The following is a 16,375-nucleotide window of genomic DNA, read 5'->3' as shown; positions in this document are numbered from 1 at the left end:
CGCGGCTCAGCGACATCGACCCGGTCGAGGCGCTCGCGGATCCGCATGCGCGGTGGGCGTTGTCGGTGGCGTTGCCCTCGTGCCGTTACGACATCGACCACGACGACGGGGATGCCCGGGCATGGCTCAAGGACCCGCTGTCGGGGTCGTGGGCGACGATCCTGTCCGGCCCCGCGTCGACCGTGCGTCAATTCGGTCCGCGTCGTCTGTGGGACGAAGCCGAGGCCGCCTTCGAATGGTGGCTGGCCAACGGACGCCCGTCCCGATCGGACTGGGTCTGGACCATCACCCCGGAACGGCAATCAGTCACCCCACCGACGGCTCCCGATGTCCGGCGCCGCGATAAGCCCCGGGTGACTGCCCCGTCCAGCGCCGGAACGCGCGACGGAAAGCGCTGGCTTCGGAAAACCCCAGGCGCCGGGCAAGAACCGTGATCGTCTCCTCGCCGCGGGCCAGGCTCGCGATGGCGGCATCGCGGAGGAGGTCCTCCTTGATCTGCCCGATCGAGGTGTGCTCGCCCCGTAACAGCCTGCGGAGGTGCTGGGTGCTCACGTTGAGTTGTGCGGCGATGGTGTCCGGGGAGGGCCAGTGCCCCCGAAGCCCTCGCTCGAGGATTCTGCGGACGCGGTCACCCGTCGACGACCCGTAGTCGCGGGTCGTGAACCAGACGTTCGGCTGATCCCGGAGGTAGTCCGCGAGTTCGTCTTCGTCCCGGACCAGGGGCGAGGTCAGAAGGCGCTCGTCGAAAGCCAGGCTGAGCCGTTCGGCGTCGAAACCCGGGTGACGGCCGAAAACGCGCTCGTAGTCCGCGGCGTACGACGGCGCGGGCCACGGCAGCCGCAAGTCCCGCAAGGCGATCCGGCGCCCGACAAGCCAGCCCAGCATGCGATGCACGAGCGCGGCAAGGAGTTCGGCACCGAGGTGGTCGGGGTCATCGAGCCGGCTGATGTCGATTTCGACGTGAACGAGCCCGTCATCGACGGACACCCCGAGGCCGGGCATGCCGGGGTGCACCTGGCCGGCTTCGGCCAACCGCTGGAGCGCGGCCTGAAGGTCGGGCGCGTGGACCACCGAGCGCATCACGAGCTGGAACAGACCCAGCGGCGCGGCCGGGCCAAGGCCGAACAGCTCGTCCCCGGTCAGGATCCACAGTTCCTGCGTCAGTTCGGCCACTTGCGCCGACGTGGTTCGCGTGGTGAGCGGACGACCTGCCCCGTCGACGGGGATACCTGTCCGGCGCAGCAACGAGGCGACGTCCAACCCCCGTCGCTCGCCGACACGCGCCAACCGGCGGACGATGTCGCCCGGCAGCACCGTAGCGCTCACTCCCGCAATATAGCCCCAGGTCGGCCAGCGCAGCGGGTGAGTACGGATCGCCCCTTGCTCGCGGCGGTCTTCATATGCGCTCGGTACGGTTCTCGGAAAGACCGCGAGCCGTCCCTAGCGTTCACGGCATGCTCAACACGAACCTTCCTGGTTCTGTCCTTGGGGCCGACGACAAACCAGCGCTCAGGCTCTCGCCTCACCGGCGATATCTTTGGCTTGTCCTCGGGTTGGTCCTGCATCTGTTCGCCGTGGGCGGCCGATGGGATGTCGCCCTGGCCGTCTGGGTCTTCCCGGTTTTCCTGCTGAGGTTCCTCCGGGTCAGCCGGCCCCTTCGTGGCCTGACGCCGGTGTTGCTGGTGCTCATCGCCGGCGGCATGTTCTGGACCGTGCAACTCGCGGTTCCGGTGACGCCCTTGGTGGCCGCCGGCATCGTGCTTGTCAGCGCCGTGGTCGTGTTGCCCTATCTCACGGACCGGGTCGTGTCGCCACGGCTGGGATGGATCGGCAGGCTGCTGACCTTTCCCGTCGCGCTGACCACGGTCGCGTATCTGCTCGGCCGCTTCAACCCGTTCGGTACGGCCTATGGGTTGCTGGCGGTCACCCAGCACGAGAACTTGGCTCTGCTCCAGATAATCTCCGTCTTCGGCCCCTACGTGATCACGTTCCTCGTCGGTCTTGTCGCCACCGCCGTCAACCATTTCTGGGAGCACGGAAGGTCGTGGCCCAGTGCCAAGCCGGCCACCATCGTCGCCGCCGTACTCGCCACCGTCATCGTTCTCGGACAGGCGTGGCTTTCCTTCGCTCCCGCGCCGGCCTCGCCGACCGTGCGCATCGCGGGCATCAACCCGAGTTCCGCTACCTTGTCATCGGCTCAACGGATCCTCGGCACCGCTCCGACCGATCTCGAAGGTGTGTCCAAACTGGACGTGGGGAAGGTGCGCGCGGCCTCTGACGCGATCAACGGCCAACTCTTCGCCGACACCCGGAAAGCAGCTCGGTCAGGCGCGAAAATCGTGTTCTGGTCGGAGAACTCGGCAAGAATGCGCGCCGAGGACGAACCGGCTTTCCTCGCTCAGGCGGGAGCGCTCGCTCAGCAGGAAGGCATCTACCTTGACGTCGCGGCGAACGTCTACACCCCTGACGCGCCGGCCTACGGGCGCGATCAGACGGTTCTGCTCGGCCCAGACGGCAAAGTGTTGTGGACTTATCAGAAGCACCGTCCGATTCCCGGTCTCGAGCGATACGTCCCCGGAACCGGGCCGGTTCCGGTGGTGGACACTCCCTACGGCCGACTGTCGAACATCATCTGCTACGACGCCGACTTTCCCGCCTCGGTGCGGGTCGCGACGGACATCATGCTCGTCCCTGGTGGTGACTGGCCCGAGATGGGCCGTATCCACACCCAGATGGCGAGCCTGCGCGCGATCGAAAACGGCTATGCGCTGGTCCGGTCGGACCTGAACGGCTCCTCGCAGGCCTTCGACCGTCAAGGGCACGTGTTGTCGCAACAGGACACCACGACCGGAGACAACGCGCCGTGGATAACGGATGTGCCGACCAGGGGCGCGACAACGGTGTACCGGGCCATCGGTGACGTCTTCTCCTGGCTGTGCGCGGCGCTGACCCTGGTGGCGATCGGATTGGCCATCCGGCGGCGTGACCACTAGGAGTCCGCGTCGACGCCCTTCAGGAAATCGAGGATCGCGGCCGCGAGACGCTCCGGCGCTTCCAGAGCCGCGTAGTGGCCCACTCCGTCGAGTTGCACCGAGGTGACTTCGCCCGCGGCGACCTGGGCTATGGTCGTCGCGGTGAAGGGACCGCCGCCCGCGCCGACCGCGAGGACCGGCACGGTCAACGGCCGGGACTTCGCGAGTGCCTTGATTTCTTCGCCTTCCGAGAGCATCGACTGGTAGAGACCCACCGCTCCGCGCCAGCCGTGCGGGCGCGCATAGGTGCGGGCGAACTCGTCGATGTCCTCGTCGGTGATCGATCCCCGCACGGCGGTCATCGCCGGGAACGCCCACTCACCGAGCAGTTCGCGTTCGCGGCCGGTGAGCAGCAGTTCGGGAATGCCCGCCGTGGCGAGAACGCCGATGTGCCAGGACCCACCATGAGTGACATCAGCGAGCGCTTCGAGGCCGAAGCCGGCCAGTCCCATCTCGATCGCCGTGAAGCTGCGGACGTCTTCCGGGTGGGTGGCGGCGAGCCGGAAAACCGTCCCGCCGCTGATGTCCTGGCCGGTGAGATGGACCGGACCGACATCGAGGTGGGCGATGAGGTGATGGAGGTCCTCCGCCGACGTGGCGCTGCCGTAGTCGCCTTCGGCGTTGTCCGAGTCACCGAAACCCCGCAGATCGACGGCGAAGACGCGATGGCGCCCGGCAAGAAGCGGAATGAGCTTGTGGAACGCCCACCAGGTCTCCGGAAACCCGTGGACCAGCAGGACCGGTGATCCCGTCGCGCCCGCGGACACGTAGTGAAGCTCGGTCCCGTTGACGGCGGCGGTGTGATGCGTGATCCCCTCGACGGCGGGGCTCGCGGTAGTGATGTCCACGACGTTCTCCAGAGTTAGACAACCAGGTTGTCCAAGCATAGACAACCTGGTTGTCTATGTCCAGTGGCGCCCCCGTAGCCTGGACGCATGTCTCGTTCCGGTGCCGAACTCGCGCTGCTGTTTCTCGGGAGTTACCGCAAACTCGTGGACGCCGCGATCCGCGAACTGGCCGCCCGCGGCTACGACGACGTGCGGCCGGTCCACGATTTCGCCATGCGGGCCATCGATTCCGGAGCCGACAACGCCTCCGAACTCGGCCGCCGGATGTCGGTCTCGAAACAGGCCGCGGCCAAGACGATCGCGACCCTCCTCGAGCGCGGCTACGTCGCCCGCGACACGGACCCGGCCGACGCGCGCCGGAAGCGGATCAAGGTGACGCCACTCGGCTTCGCCGTCATGCGCGAAGGCGAGGCGATCTTCGACAACCTGCGCGCTGAGTGTGAATCACAGCTCGGCAAGGAGGAACTGGCCGTCCTCGAAGCGCAACTGACCGCTCTCGTCGGAGACTCACCGGTCCGGCTCGAAGCACCCGGCTGGGTCGCGCAGGACCTCGGCTAGGAACTCCTGGCGAAGTCCGAGTTCCCGATCCAATCGCAATGCCGGCCGGTTGCCTTCACCGGCACTCGCTCGGACAGACCGAGGGCACGGCCCGCCCGCTGTCTTCGGTGAGCCGGCGTGAGATCGCGAGGGCTGTCGCCCGGATCGCCGGCCCGTAGGCGGTATCGGGATGGTTCGCGCTGGGTACGACGACCGAGAGCGCCGCGACCACTTGGTCGGCGTTCCGGATCGGCGCGGCCACCGTACACACCGGCCAGGGGTGGCTTTGGCGACCGATGGCGCAATCACCACGCCGGACCTCGGCAAGCATGCGGCGGAGGTCGCTTCCGTCGCGGATGTGGTCGTCGCCCTGGCCGGGCCGGTAGGTGTCGATGGCCTGCGTCTGGACAGCGGTCGGCGCGAAGGCGAGCAGTACCAGTCCAACACCGGTGCAGGTCAGCGGAAGCCGTCCGCCCACGCGGTAACGAACCGGATCCGCGTCCAGCGCTGAAAGCCGCTCGACCAGTAATGCCTCCCCCTGGTCGCGCACGGCGAGCAGGACGTGCTGACGGGTCACGTGGAAGAGGTCTTCCATGTAGGGCATGGCCACGGCGCGCAACCCGTGGCCCCGTGGAGCCAGCGACGCCGTCTCCAGCAGCCGCAATCCGACAACGTAGCGACCGTCCTCGAGGCGTTCCAGCGCACCCACCCGCACCAAGGACCCGGCAAGCCGCAGGGCGCTGCTGCGGGGAATACCGCTTCGCTGGGCGAGTTCGGCGAGAGTCAACGCGCGGTGGTCACTGTCGAAAGCGCTGAGCAGCGCGAAGGCCCGGTCGATCACTGGCCGGCCCTCGGCCGGTTTCCCTCCACGCCTCTTTCCACCGCCGCCGGACCTCTGTGTTTCATTGATCGAAATCACCGATGCCAGTGTACGGGCGGCACTTCTACGGTGGGCTGTGCCGACCGCAGACGCCACGCGAGGGAGCACCATGAGCAGGTACGTCGAACCGTCCTCGGTCCACGGCCGGGTGGTGATCAGCGACGTCACCGTCATCGACCCGATGGACGGAAGCCGAACCCCCAGGCAGGACGTCCTGGTCGAAGGAAATCACCTGAGCGCGGTGACGGCGACCGGTGTCCCGACTGCGGGTGTGCATGTGGTCGAGGGACATGGCCGGTTCGTCATTCCGGCGTTCAGGGACATGCACCTGCATGCCCTCAACACACCCGAGGATGTCGACGGTGCCTACGCACTGATGCTTGCCAACGGCGTCGTCGGCTTCCGTCAGATGTCGGGCAGTAGGGCGCTGCTGAAGGCGCGCCGCGAAGGCGAACTGCCTGAGCCGACGGGTGCGCCGGCTCTGCTGGCGACGGCCGGTGACTTGCTCACTCCCCTGAACGCAAGCACGGTCGACGGTGCGATACAGACCGTCCGGGAACAGCATCGCGATGGCGCTGACTTCGTCAAAGCCGGAGTCACGACCGGCGCCACCTTCATGGCCGCTTTACGGGAGGCAAACCGGCTCGGCATCAGGCTGGGCGGCCATCTGCCGGCCGACCTGGACCCCCGAGAGGCCGCCCGCGGCGGGGTGTGGTCGATCGAGCACCTCGGGCCGGGGGTCACGATGTTCGCGGCGGCGTCCTCTCGTGAAGCCGACGTGCGTGCCGAGAACGTCAGCCGCAAGCTTCCGCCCATCCCCAGGATCAAGATTCCTGGTTCCGGCACGGTGCAGAACCGGCTCCTCAAAGGAATGGTGCTCAACCCCGCGACGGCCACCTCCGAACGGGAAGCGCACGCCTACGACCTCGCCGACGACTCCTACAACCAGGAGAAGGCCGAAGAACTCGCGGCCGTGTTCGCCGAGCACACCGTCTGGCAGTGCCCGACCCTGATCCGGATGCATACCCAGCAGTTCGCCGACTCACCCGAACACACTGAAGACCCCCGGCGCCGCTACATGGCCTCCGACGAACTACGCGCCTGGGACAAGTCGGCAACGGAGTTCGCCAAGCTGCCCGACCTCACCCGCCACATCCTGCGTCGCCACTGGGATGTGCAACTGCGGATGACCAAGACCTTCGCCGACGCCGGGGTTCCGATGATCGCAGGTACCGACTCGTGCGGGGCCGCGGCAGTCATCCCCGGATTCGCCCTGCACGACGAATTCGACTACCTCGCCCAAGCCGGACTCGGCCCCCTGACCATCCTACGGATGGCCACGACCGAACCGGCCCGGTTCCTGGGCGCCGAAGACGCCTTCGGCCGAGTCGCCGCCGGCATGGCGGCCGACCTGGTTCTCCTCGATGAGGACCCGCTGCGCGACCACACCGCACTGCACCAGATCGCCGGCGTCATGCGGAACGGCGCCTGGTGGTCCCGCGCCGAACTCGACACCGTCCTCGACCGCATCGCCGCCCAGCCCGGCGCCCACTAGAGCTGTCCGGGCTTATTACCACTCACCGGACCGGCGCCGTTATAGATCGTTGCCGGCGTAGGACAGGTTGAAGCTCTTGTTGGTGAGGGGGAAGTCGGGAACGATGGTGTCGGCCAGCGCGACGGGCAGGGCGGGCCAGTTGAAGAAGCTGGGGTCGACGATCTTGACGCGGGTCAGGATGCCGTCGGGCGCGAGTTCGACGCGGTGGACGATGGTGCCGCGCCACCCCTCGGCGATACCGACCCCGGAGGCGGATACCGGAGCGGCGAGTTCGCGCGCCGCGGTGACGTCGAATTCCCGCACCTGGGCGGCGAGGTGGGCGATGAGGGCGATGCCGTGCTGGATTTCTTCGGCGCGGACGAGGAAGCGAGAGAGCACGTCGCCGTCGGTGCGCGCGTGGACGACCGGGCCGAATCCAGAGTCGAGGAAGGCGTGGTCGTTGCGAGAGTCGAGGGTGAGGCCGCTGGCGCGGGCCACATAGCCGAGGGTGCCGAGGTCGGTCGCCTGCTGCCGGGTGAGCACGGCGGTGCCGGTGAACCGGTCGCGCACCACGCTGTTGGACAGCGCCAACCCGGCGATCTCGGCGACATCGCCGCCGATCCGACGGAGGTGCTCCAGATCGGGCCGGTGCCGGAGGCGTGCGCCGCCAGGGTGGATGGCGCCGCGAAGCAACCGGTGACCGGTGACGTGGTCGTTGTGGCGCAGGAGTTGTTCACGCACTCGCTGGGCGTGGGCGTTGAGGATGCCGTAACCGACGTCGTTGCACAGCGCGCCCAGGTCGGTGATGTGGTTGTAGAGGCGTTCCAGCTCCAGCAGGATCGCCCGGATCCGTTGCGCGTCCTCGGGTACGGCCAGCCCGTGCGCGTCCTCGACGGCGAGACAGAAGGCGAGCGTGTGGCCGACGGCGGTGTCCCCGCTGATTCGTTCGGCCAACTCGACGGCGTCGGCGGGGCGGCGACCGGGGAACAGCTTCTCGATTCCTTTGTGGACGAACCACAGGCGGGCCTTGAGGTTGAGGATCGTCTCGCCGACCACCGAGAACCGGAAATGCCCCGGTTCGATCATGCCCGCGTGCACGGGGCCGACCGGGATCTCGTACACCCCGTCGCCCTCCACGGTGCGAAACGGGTACGGGCCGTCGACATCGCCGAGGGCAGGCGGCTCCCCGGTGTCGTCGAGCATGGGGTACCAGCCTTTGGGCCAGTGGAAGTGCCGCACCAGCCGCCGTGGCAGCGGGTGGTTCTCGGGCACGATGCCGTACAGGTCGCGCATCTCGCGTTCGAACCGGCCGGCCGGAAAGGACAGGCCGGCCAGGCTGGGCACGCGCGGCTCCGCTTTGGGCAACGGAACGTGGAGTTCGACGCGCCGGTCGGGGTGGGCAGCGGTGAACAGGTAGACCGGGCGGAGCCGGTCGCCGTCGTCGTGACCGGCGACGAGCGCGACCCGGAATCCCTGTGCCAGCAAGGATTTCGCGCGTTCGGGGAGTTCTTCGGGGGCGAGCGTGAAGGCGACGCGATCGGCTTCGATGGTGTCGGTCATGGCGCTCCCGTGAGGAGGTTGGCGGCGTCTTGCAACAAAGTGTTCAGTGGTCCCGCCGCGATGCCGAGCGCGGCGCAGGCGACCAACCCGCTGATCAGGGTCAGCGCGAGCACGGTGGTCACGCGGACCGGGGCGGTGGCGGCCCCGGGGCCCTCGGGCGAGCGGCCGAGCAGCATGCGGCTGGAGTGGCCGATCAGCGCGGCGGCGATCACCAGCACCAGCAGCAGCGCGGCGGCCGTGACCCAGCCGAGGCCGGCGCCGAAGCCCGCGCGGACGAGGCCGAGTTCGCTGGCGAACAGGCTGAACGGGGGCAGCCCGATCAGCGCCAGCACGCCGAGTCCGACACAGCCTGCCAGCAGCGGCCCGCGTGTGGCGAGACCGCGGACATCGGAGATCCTGCTGGTGCCGGTGGACTGGAGGATGCGGCCCGCCCCCAGGAACAGGACGGCCTTGGTGAGCCCGTGGCCGAGCACGTGCAAGAGCGCGGCCATGATGGCGAGGGGGCTGCCGATCGCGACGCCCAGGGCGGCCAGGCCGAGGTGTTCGATGCTGGAATAGGCCAGCATCCGCTTGTAGTCGCGTTGCGCGAGCATCAGTGACGCGGCCAGTGCCAGGGACGCCAACGCCATCACGGCGAGCAGGGCGCGGACGAATCCGTGGCCCAGCACGGGATCGGCGATGACCTTGACCCGCATGATCGCGTAGAGCGCGACCGAGAGCAGCACTCCGGACATCAGCGCCGACACCGGTGCGGGCGCCTGGGAGTGCGCGTCGGGCAGCCAGGCGTGCAGCGGCGCGAGGCCGGCTTTGGTGCCGAAGCCGAGAATGAGCAGGGCGACCGCGATCCGCGCCACCCCGGGGTCCAGACCGTGGGCGTTCTCCGTGAGCGCGGCCAGGTTCAGGCCGGTGCCGTGCGCGGCGTAGTTGAGCAGCAGGGTGCCCAGCAACGCCAGGGCGATGCCGGTGGAGCAGACCACCACGTATTTCCACGCGGCCTCGACGGCGGCCTTGGTGCGGCGTTGCCCGACCAGGAACGCGGTGATCAGGGTGGTGGCCTCGATCGCCACCCACAGCACCCCGAGGTCGGCGGCCAGCACCGCCAGGCTCATCGCCGCGAGGAACAGTTGCACCAGCACGCTGTGCCGCGCCGCCGTGCGTGCCGTCGCGCGGCGCGCCCCGATCTCGCCCCGGAAGTAGGCGGGGGTGGCCGCGGTGGCGAGCAGGGCGACCGCGCCGATGACGATCAGCATGAACGCCGACAACGCGTCCACCCGCAGCACCCCACCCGCCACGGCCGACGCTCCGGCCTGTCCACTGTGGACGGCGAGGGTGATCGCCGCGGCCAGCATCGTGGCGGCGCCGGTGGCGCTGATCCACGCGGTCGCCCGCCCCCAGCCGAAAGCGGCGTAGGCGAGCGCGGCCAGCACGGGTACCGCCACGGGTATCAGGGTCAGGAGCGTCATCAGTCGTGCAACTCCCGCAACTCGTCCAGGTCGGTGTCGCCGAAGGTTTCCCGGATCCGGGTGGTCAGGATCTGCAGCACCAGAACCGCCAGCAGCACGTCCAGCGACACCCCGGCCTCTACGACCAGCCCGGCACTCGTGGTGGTGAGGAACCCGACCGCGGTGATCCCGTTGTCCAGCAACAGGAACCCCACCAGCTGGGACAGTGCCCGGCGGCGGGTGACCAGCACGAGGAAGCCGATCAGCACCACCGTCACCCCGACCGGGATCGCCTGCGTCGCCGGGGACGGGGCCAGTTCGACCAGCGGCCGGGACACCGCATAGGCCAGCAGCGTCAGCGCCGCGGCCGTGAGCAGCGACGTGGCGACGTTGACCAGTGGGCGGGTCTCGCGCCCGGCATCGCCGGAACCGGCGAGCGCCCTGCGCAGCAGCCAGGGCAGCACCCCCGCGCGCAGCACGAGAATCCCGGCCGCGACCGCCCACAGATCGGCCGTCCCCTCCCGCGCGGCCAGCACGGCGACGAGGGTCGCGAGCGCGAGACCCTGCAGGGCGAACACCCGGATGATGACGGCCAGTTCCCGCCGCCACAGGATCAGCACCGCGGTCAGGAGCAACGCTCCGCACGCCAGGTCCAGCAACTGCACATACGCGGTTTCGTTCACGAAGTTCTCCTTCAGGCCAGGAAGAACGAGGCCGCGACGGCGAGCAACGACAACAGGAACGACCCGGCCAGCAGTTCGGGCACCCGGAACAGCCGGAGTTTCGCCAGGAACACCTCACTCCCGGCCAGCACCACGCCCAGCACCCCGACCTTGACCACCAGCGCGACCACCCCGGCCAGCAACGCGACCGGGGCCGCCGTGGTGGCGACACCCCATGGTGCGAACAGGTTCGCCAGCAGGCCGAGAAACACCGACAGCCGCATCGCCGAGGCGAGTTCGACCAGCGCCAGATCCGGCCCGGCGTACTCGAGGACCATTGCCTCGTGCACCATGGTCAGTTCCAGGTGGGTCGAGGGATTGTCCACCGGCAACCGCCCGGTCTCGGCGACGATCACCACGATGAGCGCGACCGCCGCCAGCAGGCTGACCGGGGAGATCACCCGCACCGGATCACGCAGCGTGGACGACACGATCGCGGCCAGGTTGGTCGAGCCGGCTCGCACCGACAGCGCGAAGATCGCGACCAGCAGGGTGGGTTCGACCAGCGCGAGAATCGTGGTCTCCCGGCTGGCGCCCATCCCCCCGAACGCGGTGCCGGTGTCCAGCCCCGCCAGCGCGAGCGCCACCGCCCCGAGAGCCAGCAGGGCGACCACCGCGAACAGGTCGGCCACCGGGTCCACGGCCGAGGCGGTCGTCACGAACGGGACGACCACGGCGACCACCAGGGTGGTCGCCATCAGCACCAGCGGCGCGTACCGGAACACCTCGCTCGTGCCGCGCGGGGTCATGGATTCCTTGTGCAGCAACAGTTTGCGCAGATCACGCCAGGGCTGGAGGACACCGGCGCCGGCGCGGCCCTCGAGTTTCGCCCGCGTCTGCCGCATCACCCCGACCAGCAGCGGCGACCCGCCCACCAGCAGCAGCGGCTGAACGATCCCGCCGGCTATGCCGAGCGCGCTCACCGGGTCACCGCCAGCAGGATCAGCACGGCGCACACCGTCGAGAAACCGTAGCCGAGGTAGCGGTGCACGCTCCCGTTCGCCAGCCGGCGTCCCGCCTCGCCCCAGGCGCGGGCCGCGGCCAGCACCGGCGTATACAGGCGCCGCTCGATCCGGTCGGGTACCCGGCGGCGATACTCCACGGCCGCCACCAAATAGCGCGACTCCTCGTGATGGTCCACGTCCACGTCGGTCTCCGGCCGCACCACGTTGTCGAACACCCGCTGCAACGGTTCGGCGAACGAGGTCGCGGTGTATTCCATCCGCGCCGACATCGGACCGGCCCCGCAGTCCCACACTCGCGCCACGCGCCGGGCCCTGCGCGCCACCAGTGCCCGCGTCACGCCGAGCACCGCCACGGTCGCGACCAGCAGCCCGGCCGCCAGCAGCAAGGGCGAGACCGACCCCGCGACTCCCGCCAGGCGCAGAGTGACCGCGTCGCGAACGGCCGGGTCACCGAATCCCGCCGCGGCCCCCACCGCCGGCAACACCGCTGTGGGCAGTACCGCCAGGACCAGACAGGCCACCGCCGCCACGCCCATCCCGGCCAGCATGCTCGCCGGACTCTCATGAGCCCGTTCGGCGCCCACACTGCGTGGTTTGGCGAGGAACCCGACACCGAACGCCTTCACGAACGTGGCCACCGCGAGGCCGGCGGTCAACGCCACCGCCGCCACCGCGACCGGCATCGCGATCGCGGTCGGCACCCCGGAGGCGGGCAGGCCGTGGACCAATGCCTGCAGCAGCAACCATTCCGACACGAACGCCGTGCCCGGCGGCAAGGCCGACGCGGCCAGCGCACCCAGCCCGAAAAGCGCTGTGGTCACCGGCATTCGCCACCTCAGCCCACCCAGGCCGTCGAGATCGCGGGTGGCGGTGGCGTGCACCACCGACCCGGCCGCCAGGAACAGCAACGTTTTGAACGCGGCATGGTTCACCACGTGCAGCAGTGCCGCCGCCAGCGCCACCCCGGCCAGCACGCGCTGGCCGGACGAGGCGAACAACCCGGCCGCTCCCACACCCACCAGGACCAGGCCGAGGTTTTCGGTGGTGGAATAACCGAGCAGGCGTTTGAGGTCGGTGTTCATCGCCGCCTGCAGGATCCCGTACACGGCCGACACGACACCCAGGGCGAGCACCAGGAGCCACCACCAGCGGGGTCCGCCACCGAGCAGATCGAACCCGACCCGCACGATGCCGTACACCCCGAGGTTCACCATCGCCGCCGACATCAACGCCGACACTGGACTGGGCGCCTCCGGATGCGCCCGCGGCAACCACGCGTGCAACGGTGCGATCCCCGCCTTCGAGGAGAAGCCCGCCAACGTCAGCGCGAACACGATGCCACTCGTGGCCGGTGACAGATGTGCCTGGCGCAGCGCCGTGAACGCGTCACCGCGCGCGTGCGCCGTGAACACCAGCAACCCGACCAGGACGGTCACGAACCCGAGGTGGGTCATCACCGCGTACCAACGGCCTGCCGACGCCACCTCGGGACGCCGCGCCTGTTCGGCCAGCACCAGCAGCAGCGACGCCAGTGCCATCAGTTCCCAGCACACCAGGAACGTGCCCACGCTCGCCGCCGCGGGCACGGCCATCATCGCCGCCACGAACAGCGGGAACACCGCCTGCACGGGCCGGGAATCCAGACCGTGCCGGGCATAACCGATCCCGTAGATCCCGGCGGCGACCGCCACCCCGCCGGTCACCGCGACGAAAAGCCCACCCAGCGCGTCGAGCGTGAACGACACTCCCGACAGCGGCAAAACCCCTGTCCAGGTAACGGAAAACGACGCACCGGCCAGCGCCGCGATTCCGGCGACGAGTCCGGCCACACCGGCCAGCGCGGTCCCGGCACCGGCCACCGCCGAGCGTGTCCGGCGCGGGACCGCCACGCTCACCAGCGCGCTCGCCACCCCGATCGCCCCGGCCGCGCCGAGGGCCGTCGCCGCCAGGTTCATCGCCCGGTCAGCTTCCGCAATCCCTCGACGATCGCCTCGGGTCTCGGCGGGCATCCGGCGATCTCCACGTCGACCGGCACCACCTCCGACACCGGCCCGGCCAGCCCGTAGGCCCCGGCGAACGCCCCGCAGTCGCGGGCGCAGTCGCCGACGGCGACCACCACTTTGGGGCCGGGCACCGCGTCGTAGGTGCGCCGCAACGGCTCAGCCATGTTCCGGGTCACCGGCCCGGTCACCAGCAGCGCGTCGGCATGCCGCGGCGAGGCGACCAACCGGGCACCGTACCGCTCGGCGTCGTACACCGGCCCGAACGCCGAACCGATCTCCACCTCACACCCGTTGCACGAGCCGGCATCGACATGCCGCACCTGCACCGACCCGCCCAGCGTCACGGCGGCCTCCGGCCGGTCGCCGGCCGGCCGCTCCGGCGCGGGTTCGGCCACCCGCCCGGTGCGGCGGATCTTTCGCCACAAAACCGACCACCACCTACTCCAGCAATTCCGACATGACAGGGCGATGTCGCCCCACCGGGCGACGAGAAGGAATCAGCGCGCGGCCGCGGCCCTAGGTCCCCCGGGCATCAGAGCCTTTGCGGCCCCGTGCCGCGGGCACCGGCGTGCGCAGGTCGTCCAGCAACTCCACCTGTCCGGACAGCACCCCGGTGAGGATCTTGCGCGCCACCGCCAGAAGCTCCGCCACATACGGGCTGGTCAGCGAGTAATACACGCTGGAGCCCTCCTTGCGGGTGGTGACGAGGCCGGTACGGCGCAGCACCGCCAGCTGCTGAGACAGGTTCGCCGGCTCCACGCCCACCTCCGGCAGCATTTCGGCCACCGCGTGCTCCCGCTCGGACAGCAGCTCCAGGACCCGGATCCGGGCGGGGTGGCCCAGCGTCTTGAAGAACTCCGCCTTCAGCTGATACAGGGGCCTGCTCACCGACACTCCTCCGGGACCGCGCCTGGGCGACGATTCAACAGTTGCCAACTTTAGCAAGTCCGAAAGATCGCGACCGCGTAACCCGGGTGACATCGCCCACGTCTTCACGGCCGGATCGGACGGCGGCGCGGACGCGTGACGTCCGATCACACCGAAAGTGACCTTCTACCCTTTGCCTCCCCGTTCGCACTCCACCACGATTGCGTGCGTGACTTATAAATTTCGAAACTATGCAAGTACTGGGGTGGAGGGACGAGCGCGGCGGCTCCGGACATTGCCGTGCAGACCGTGGGAGAGGTGCTCGATGGCGCACGCGAGTACGTGCAGCGGCGAATAGCGTCCTTCACGCGGCGCCTGACCGGCGAGATCGACTCGGTGCGGGTGCGGCTGACCACCTTCCGGCAGACCAGCGCGGCCAGGCCCGCGCTCGCCCAGGCCAACATGACCTTCGATGGACAGGCCATCCGGGCGCAGGCGGCCGCGGCGTTCTTCCGTGAAGCCGCCGTGCTCCTGCGCGCCCGGCTGGGTGACCAGCTGACAAGACTGGCCCACCCGGCGACGCCACGCCCGTGGCCGGATGGCCGCCGTCCTCACGACCACCCGCTCGCGGTGTCGGTCCCGCCCGCGCGGCGCAAGATCGTGCGCCACAAGCGCTACCCGCTGAGCCGCTGCCGTCCCGACGAGGCCGCGCTGACCATGGACGTGATGGACTACGCCTTCCACCTCTTCGTCGACACCGACACGGGGCAGGACAGCCTCGTCTACCGGATCGGGCCCACCGGCTACCGGCTCGCCCGGCTGTCCGGCCTGCGACCACCGGCACCGCCGGTGTCGATGCCGTGGACGGTCGACGTGCACGGCGTACCCCGGCTGACCCCCGGGCAGGCCGCCGGGCGCTTGGACACCACCGAGATGCCCTATCGGTTCTTCCACGACATCGAAACCGGACGGGGCAGCGTGCTCTACCTCCGCTACGACGGCCACTACGGCCTGCTTACGGCCGCGGATAGGACATCCACCGACTGATGAACACTCGGCACCTGACACAACTGGACCGCGACGACGCCCTGAAACTCCTCGCCGGGGTCGGCTTCGGGCGCATCGTGTTCACCGAACACGCACTGCCCGCCATCCGCCCCATCAACCACGTCATCGACGACGGCGACGTCATCATCCGCAGTCACGCCGGTGCGGCGCTGAACTCCAGCGTCAACACCGTCGTCGCCTACGAGGCGGACGACATCGACCCTCTCACTCACACCGGCTGGAGTGTGATCGTCACCGGCATCGCGCGCGCCGTGACCGATCCCGACGCGATCACCCGCTACGAACGGATCTTGCGCCCGTGGGTCGATCACGCCATGGACCGCGTCCTGCGTATCCATCCGGAATTCGTCACCGGTTTCACCCTCACCGACGGCACCGAGGGCCGGTTACCCGCTGAGTAGTTGGCCGTCCTGGCAAACATCTGCCGTTGTTTGCCGACAGTGCTCGCCGTCTGACCAGAGAGCGAACGCAAACGCTGACCGCGTCCGGGTGGACACTTCACGGTCGGACGTGGTCCGCCGTGGAGCACCGGGGCATAGTGCCTGTTCCACCGGACTACTCCTCAGGCGCGGCGACTGCCGGGCCTGCCTGACCTCCGCCGCGACCTCGACCCTGCTGCTGGTCGACGCCTGGTTCGACACCATGACGGCTGCCCCGGGTCCGGACTTCAAGCTGGCGGTGTTGATGGCCGTCTTCGCCGAGTTGCCGCTGGCAGTGGCCTGCGCGGTTCTCGCGACCCGGACCTTCCCTCGGCCGGGCCGCTGAGTGGAAGAGCTCGTGACGTGATCGGCGCTTGCGGTCCGGTCCGTTTCGGGAAGTCCCCGGCCTGCCGCAACGGCGGTCCACGGGCGGTTCAAGTCGCCTAGTACTGCAACGGCACTCGCTTGCTCCGTAGTGGATCATGGCGTCGTGGTGGT

General features: G+C 69.3%; 16 protein-coding genes. 6 read left to right on the top strand and 10 right to left on the bottom strand.

The features are described 5' to 3' along the window. Window positions 1-306: 306 nt before the first annotated feature. Window positions 307-1,326 (bottom strand): AraC family transcriptional regulator, encoded by a 1,020-nt coding sequence (locus ACFSXZ_RS29395; protein WP_378268516.1) that lies wholly within the window; start codon window positions 1,324-1,326, stop codon window positions 307-309. A gap of 128 nt (window positions 1,327-1,454) precedes the next feature. On the opposite strand from ACFSXZ_RS29395, the gene ACFSXZ_RS29390 reads away from it, so the two are divergent. After that, entirely contained in the window at window positions 1,455-2,993 is a 1,539-nt protein-coding gene (locus ACFSXZ_RS29390) for a nitrilase-related carbon-nitrogen hydrolase (RefSeq protein WP_378268515.1), read from the top strand. Here the strand turns inward: ACFSXZ_RS29390 and ACFSXZ_RS29385 are convergent. Further along, complete coding sequence (locus tag ACFSXZ_RS29385) at window positions 2,990-3,880, bottom strand: alpha/beta fold hydrolase (protein ID WP_378268513.1); 891 nt, start codon at window positions 3,878-3,880, stop codon at window positions 2,990-2,992. The genes ACFSXZ_RS29390 and ACFSXZ_RS29385 overlap by 4 nt on opposite strands. Before the next feature lie 87 nt (window positions 3,881-3,967). Here ACFSXZ_RS29385 and ACFSXZ_RS29380 point away from each other — a divergent pair, with 87 nt between their 5' ends. After that, entirely contained in the window at window positions 3,968-4,438 is a 471-nt protein-coding gene (locus tag ACFSXZ_RS29380; protein WP_378268511.1) for a MarR family winged helix-turn-helix transcriptional regulator, read from the top strand. Between the two features lie 55 nt (window positions 4,439-4,493). Here the strand turns inward: ACFSXZ_RS29380 and ACFSXZ_RS29375 are convergent, their stop codons facing one another. Then, window positions 4,494-5,258, bottom strand: a complete 765-nt coding sequence (locus tag ACFSXZ_RS29375) for an IclR family transcriptional regulator (RefSeq protein ID WP_378268510.1) — start codon at window positions 5,256-5,258, stop codon at window positions 4,494-4,496. Window positions 5,259-5,406: 148 nt separating this feature from the next. On the opposite strand from ACFSXZ_RS29375, the gene ACFSXZ_RS29370 reads away from it, so the two are divergent. Further along, on the top strand, window positions 5,407-6,852 hold the full coding sequence (locus ACFSXZ_RS29370; protein ID WP_378268509.1) for an amidohydrolase family protein: 1,446 nt from the start codon (window positions 5,407-5,409) through the stop codon (window positions 6,850-6,852). Window positions 6,853-6,891: 39 nt separating this feature from the next. Here the strand turns inward: ACFSXZ_RS29370 and ACFSXZ_RS29365 are convergent, their stop codons facing one another. The 7 genes from ACFSXZ_RS29365 to ACFSXZ_RS29335 form a co-directional block, all read right to left on the bottom strand. Further along, window positions 6,892-8,391 (bottom strand): hydrogenase large subunit, encoded by a 1,500-nt coding sequence (locus tag ACFSXZ_RS29365; protein WP_378268507.1) that lies wholly within the window; start codon window positions 8,389-8,391, stop codon window positions 6,892-6,894. Then, window positions 8,388-9,854 carry a proton-conducting transporter transmembrane domain-containing protein gene (locus ACFSXZ_RS29360; protein ID WP_378268506.1) on the bottom strand — a complete coding sequence of 489 codons (1,467 nt, stop codon included), beginning with the start codon at window positions 9,852-9,854 and terminating at the stop codon, window positions 8,388-8,390. The genes ACFSXZ_RS29365 and ACFSXZ_RS29360 overlap by 4 nt, the downstream gene beginning before the upstream one ends. Further along, the gene (locus ACFSXZ_RS29355) at window positions 9,854-10,516 is read right to left on the bottom strand and encodes a hypothetical protein (protein ID WP_378268504.1); all 663 of its coding nucleotides are present in this window, start codon (window positions 10,514-10,516) and stop codon (window positions 9,854-9,856) included. The genes ACFSXZ_RS29360 and ACFSXZ_RS29355 overlap by 1 nt, the downstream gene beginning before the upstream one ends. A gap of 11 nt (window positions 10,517-10,527) precedes the next feature. Beyond that, a complete protein-coding gene (locus tag ACFSXZ_RS29350) occupies window positions 10,528-11,478 on the bottom strand; it encodes a respiratory chain complex I subunit 1 family protein (RefSeq protein WP_378268503.1) in 951 nt (316 codons plus the stop codon). Next, on the bottom strand, window positions 11,475-13,475 hold the full coding sequence (locus ACFSXZ_RS29345) for a proton-conducting transporter transmembrane domain-containing protein (RefSeq protein WP_378268501.1): 2,001 nt from the start codon (window positions 13,473-13,475) through the stop codon (window positions 11,475-11,477). Before ACFSXZ_RS29345 ends, ACFSXZ_RS29350 begins: the two co-directional genes overlap by 4 nt. Continuing rightward, on the bottom strand, window positions 13,472-13,948 hold the full coding sequence (locus tag ACFSXZ_RS29340; protein ID WP_378268500.1) for an NADH-quinone oxidoreductase subunit B family protein: 477 nt from the start codon (window positions 13,946-13,948) through the stop codon (window positions 13,472-13,474). Before ACFSXZ_RS29340 ends, ACFSXZ_RS29345 begins: the two co-directional genes overlap by 4 nt. Before the next feature lie 91 nt (window positions 13,949-14,039). Continuing rightward, entirely contained in the window at window positions 14,040-14,411 is a 372-nt protein-coding gene (locus ACFSXZ_RS29335; protein ID WP_378268498.1) for an ArsR/SmtB family transcription factor, read from the bottom strand. A 279-nt stretch (window positions 14,412-14,690) separates the two neighbouring features. On the opposite strand from ACFSXZ_RS29335, the gene ACFSXZ_RS29330 reads away from it, so the two are divergent. The 3 genes from ACFSXZ_RS29330 to ACFSXZ_RS29320 all read left to right on the top strand — a co-directional run bounded on the left by ACFSXZ_RS29330 (window position 14,691) and on the right by ACFSXZ_RS29320 (window position 16,223). Next, complete coding sequence (locus ACFSXZ_RS29330; RefSeq protein WP_378268496.1) at window positions 14,691-15,437, top strand: sigma 54 modulation/S30EA ribosomal C-terminal domain-containing protein; 747 nt, start codon at window positions 14,691-14,693, stop codon at window positions 15,435-15,437. Then, window positions 15,437-15,859, top strand: a complete 423-nt coding sequence (locus ACFSXZ_RS29325; protein ID WP_378268494.1) for a pyridoxamine 5'-phosphate oxidase family protein — start codon at window positions 15,437-15,439, stop codon at window positions 15,857-15,859. The genes ACFSXZ_RS29330 and ACFSXZ_RS29325 overlap by 1 nt, the downstream gene beginning before the upstream one ends. An 88-nt stretch (window positions 15,860-15,947) precedes the next feature. Then, on the top strand, window positions 15,948-16,223 hold the full coding sequence (locus ACFSXZ_RS29320; protein ID WP_378268492.1) for a hypothetical protein: 276 nt from the start codon (window positions 15,948-15,950) through the stop codon (window positions 16,221-16,223). Window positions 16,224-16,375: the final 152 nt, after the last annotated feature.

It is taken from the genome of Amycolatopsis pigmentata (assembly GCF_042684065.1).
Lineage (GTDB): Bacteria > Actinomycetota > Actinomycetes > Mycobacteriales > Pseudonocardiaceae > Amycolatopsis_E > Amycolatopsis_E pigmentata.
Note: the sequence above shows the minus strand (reverse complement) of the source record. Positions and strands in the feature narration are given on the sequence as shown.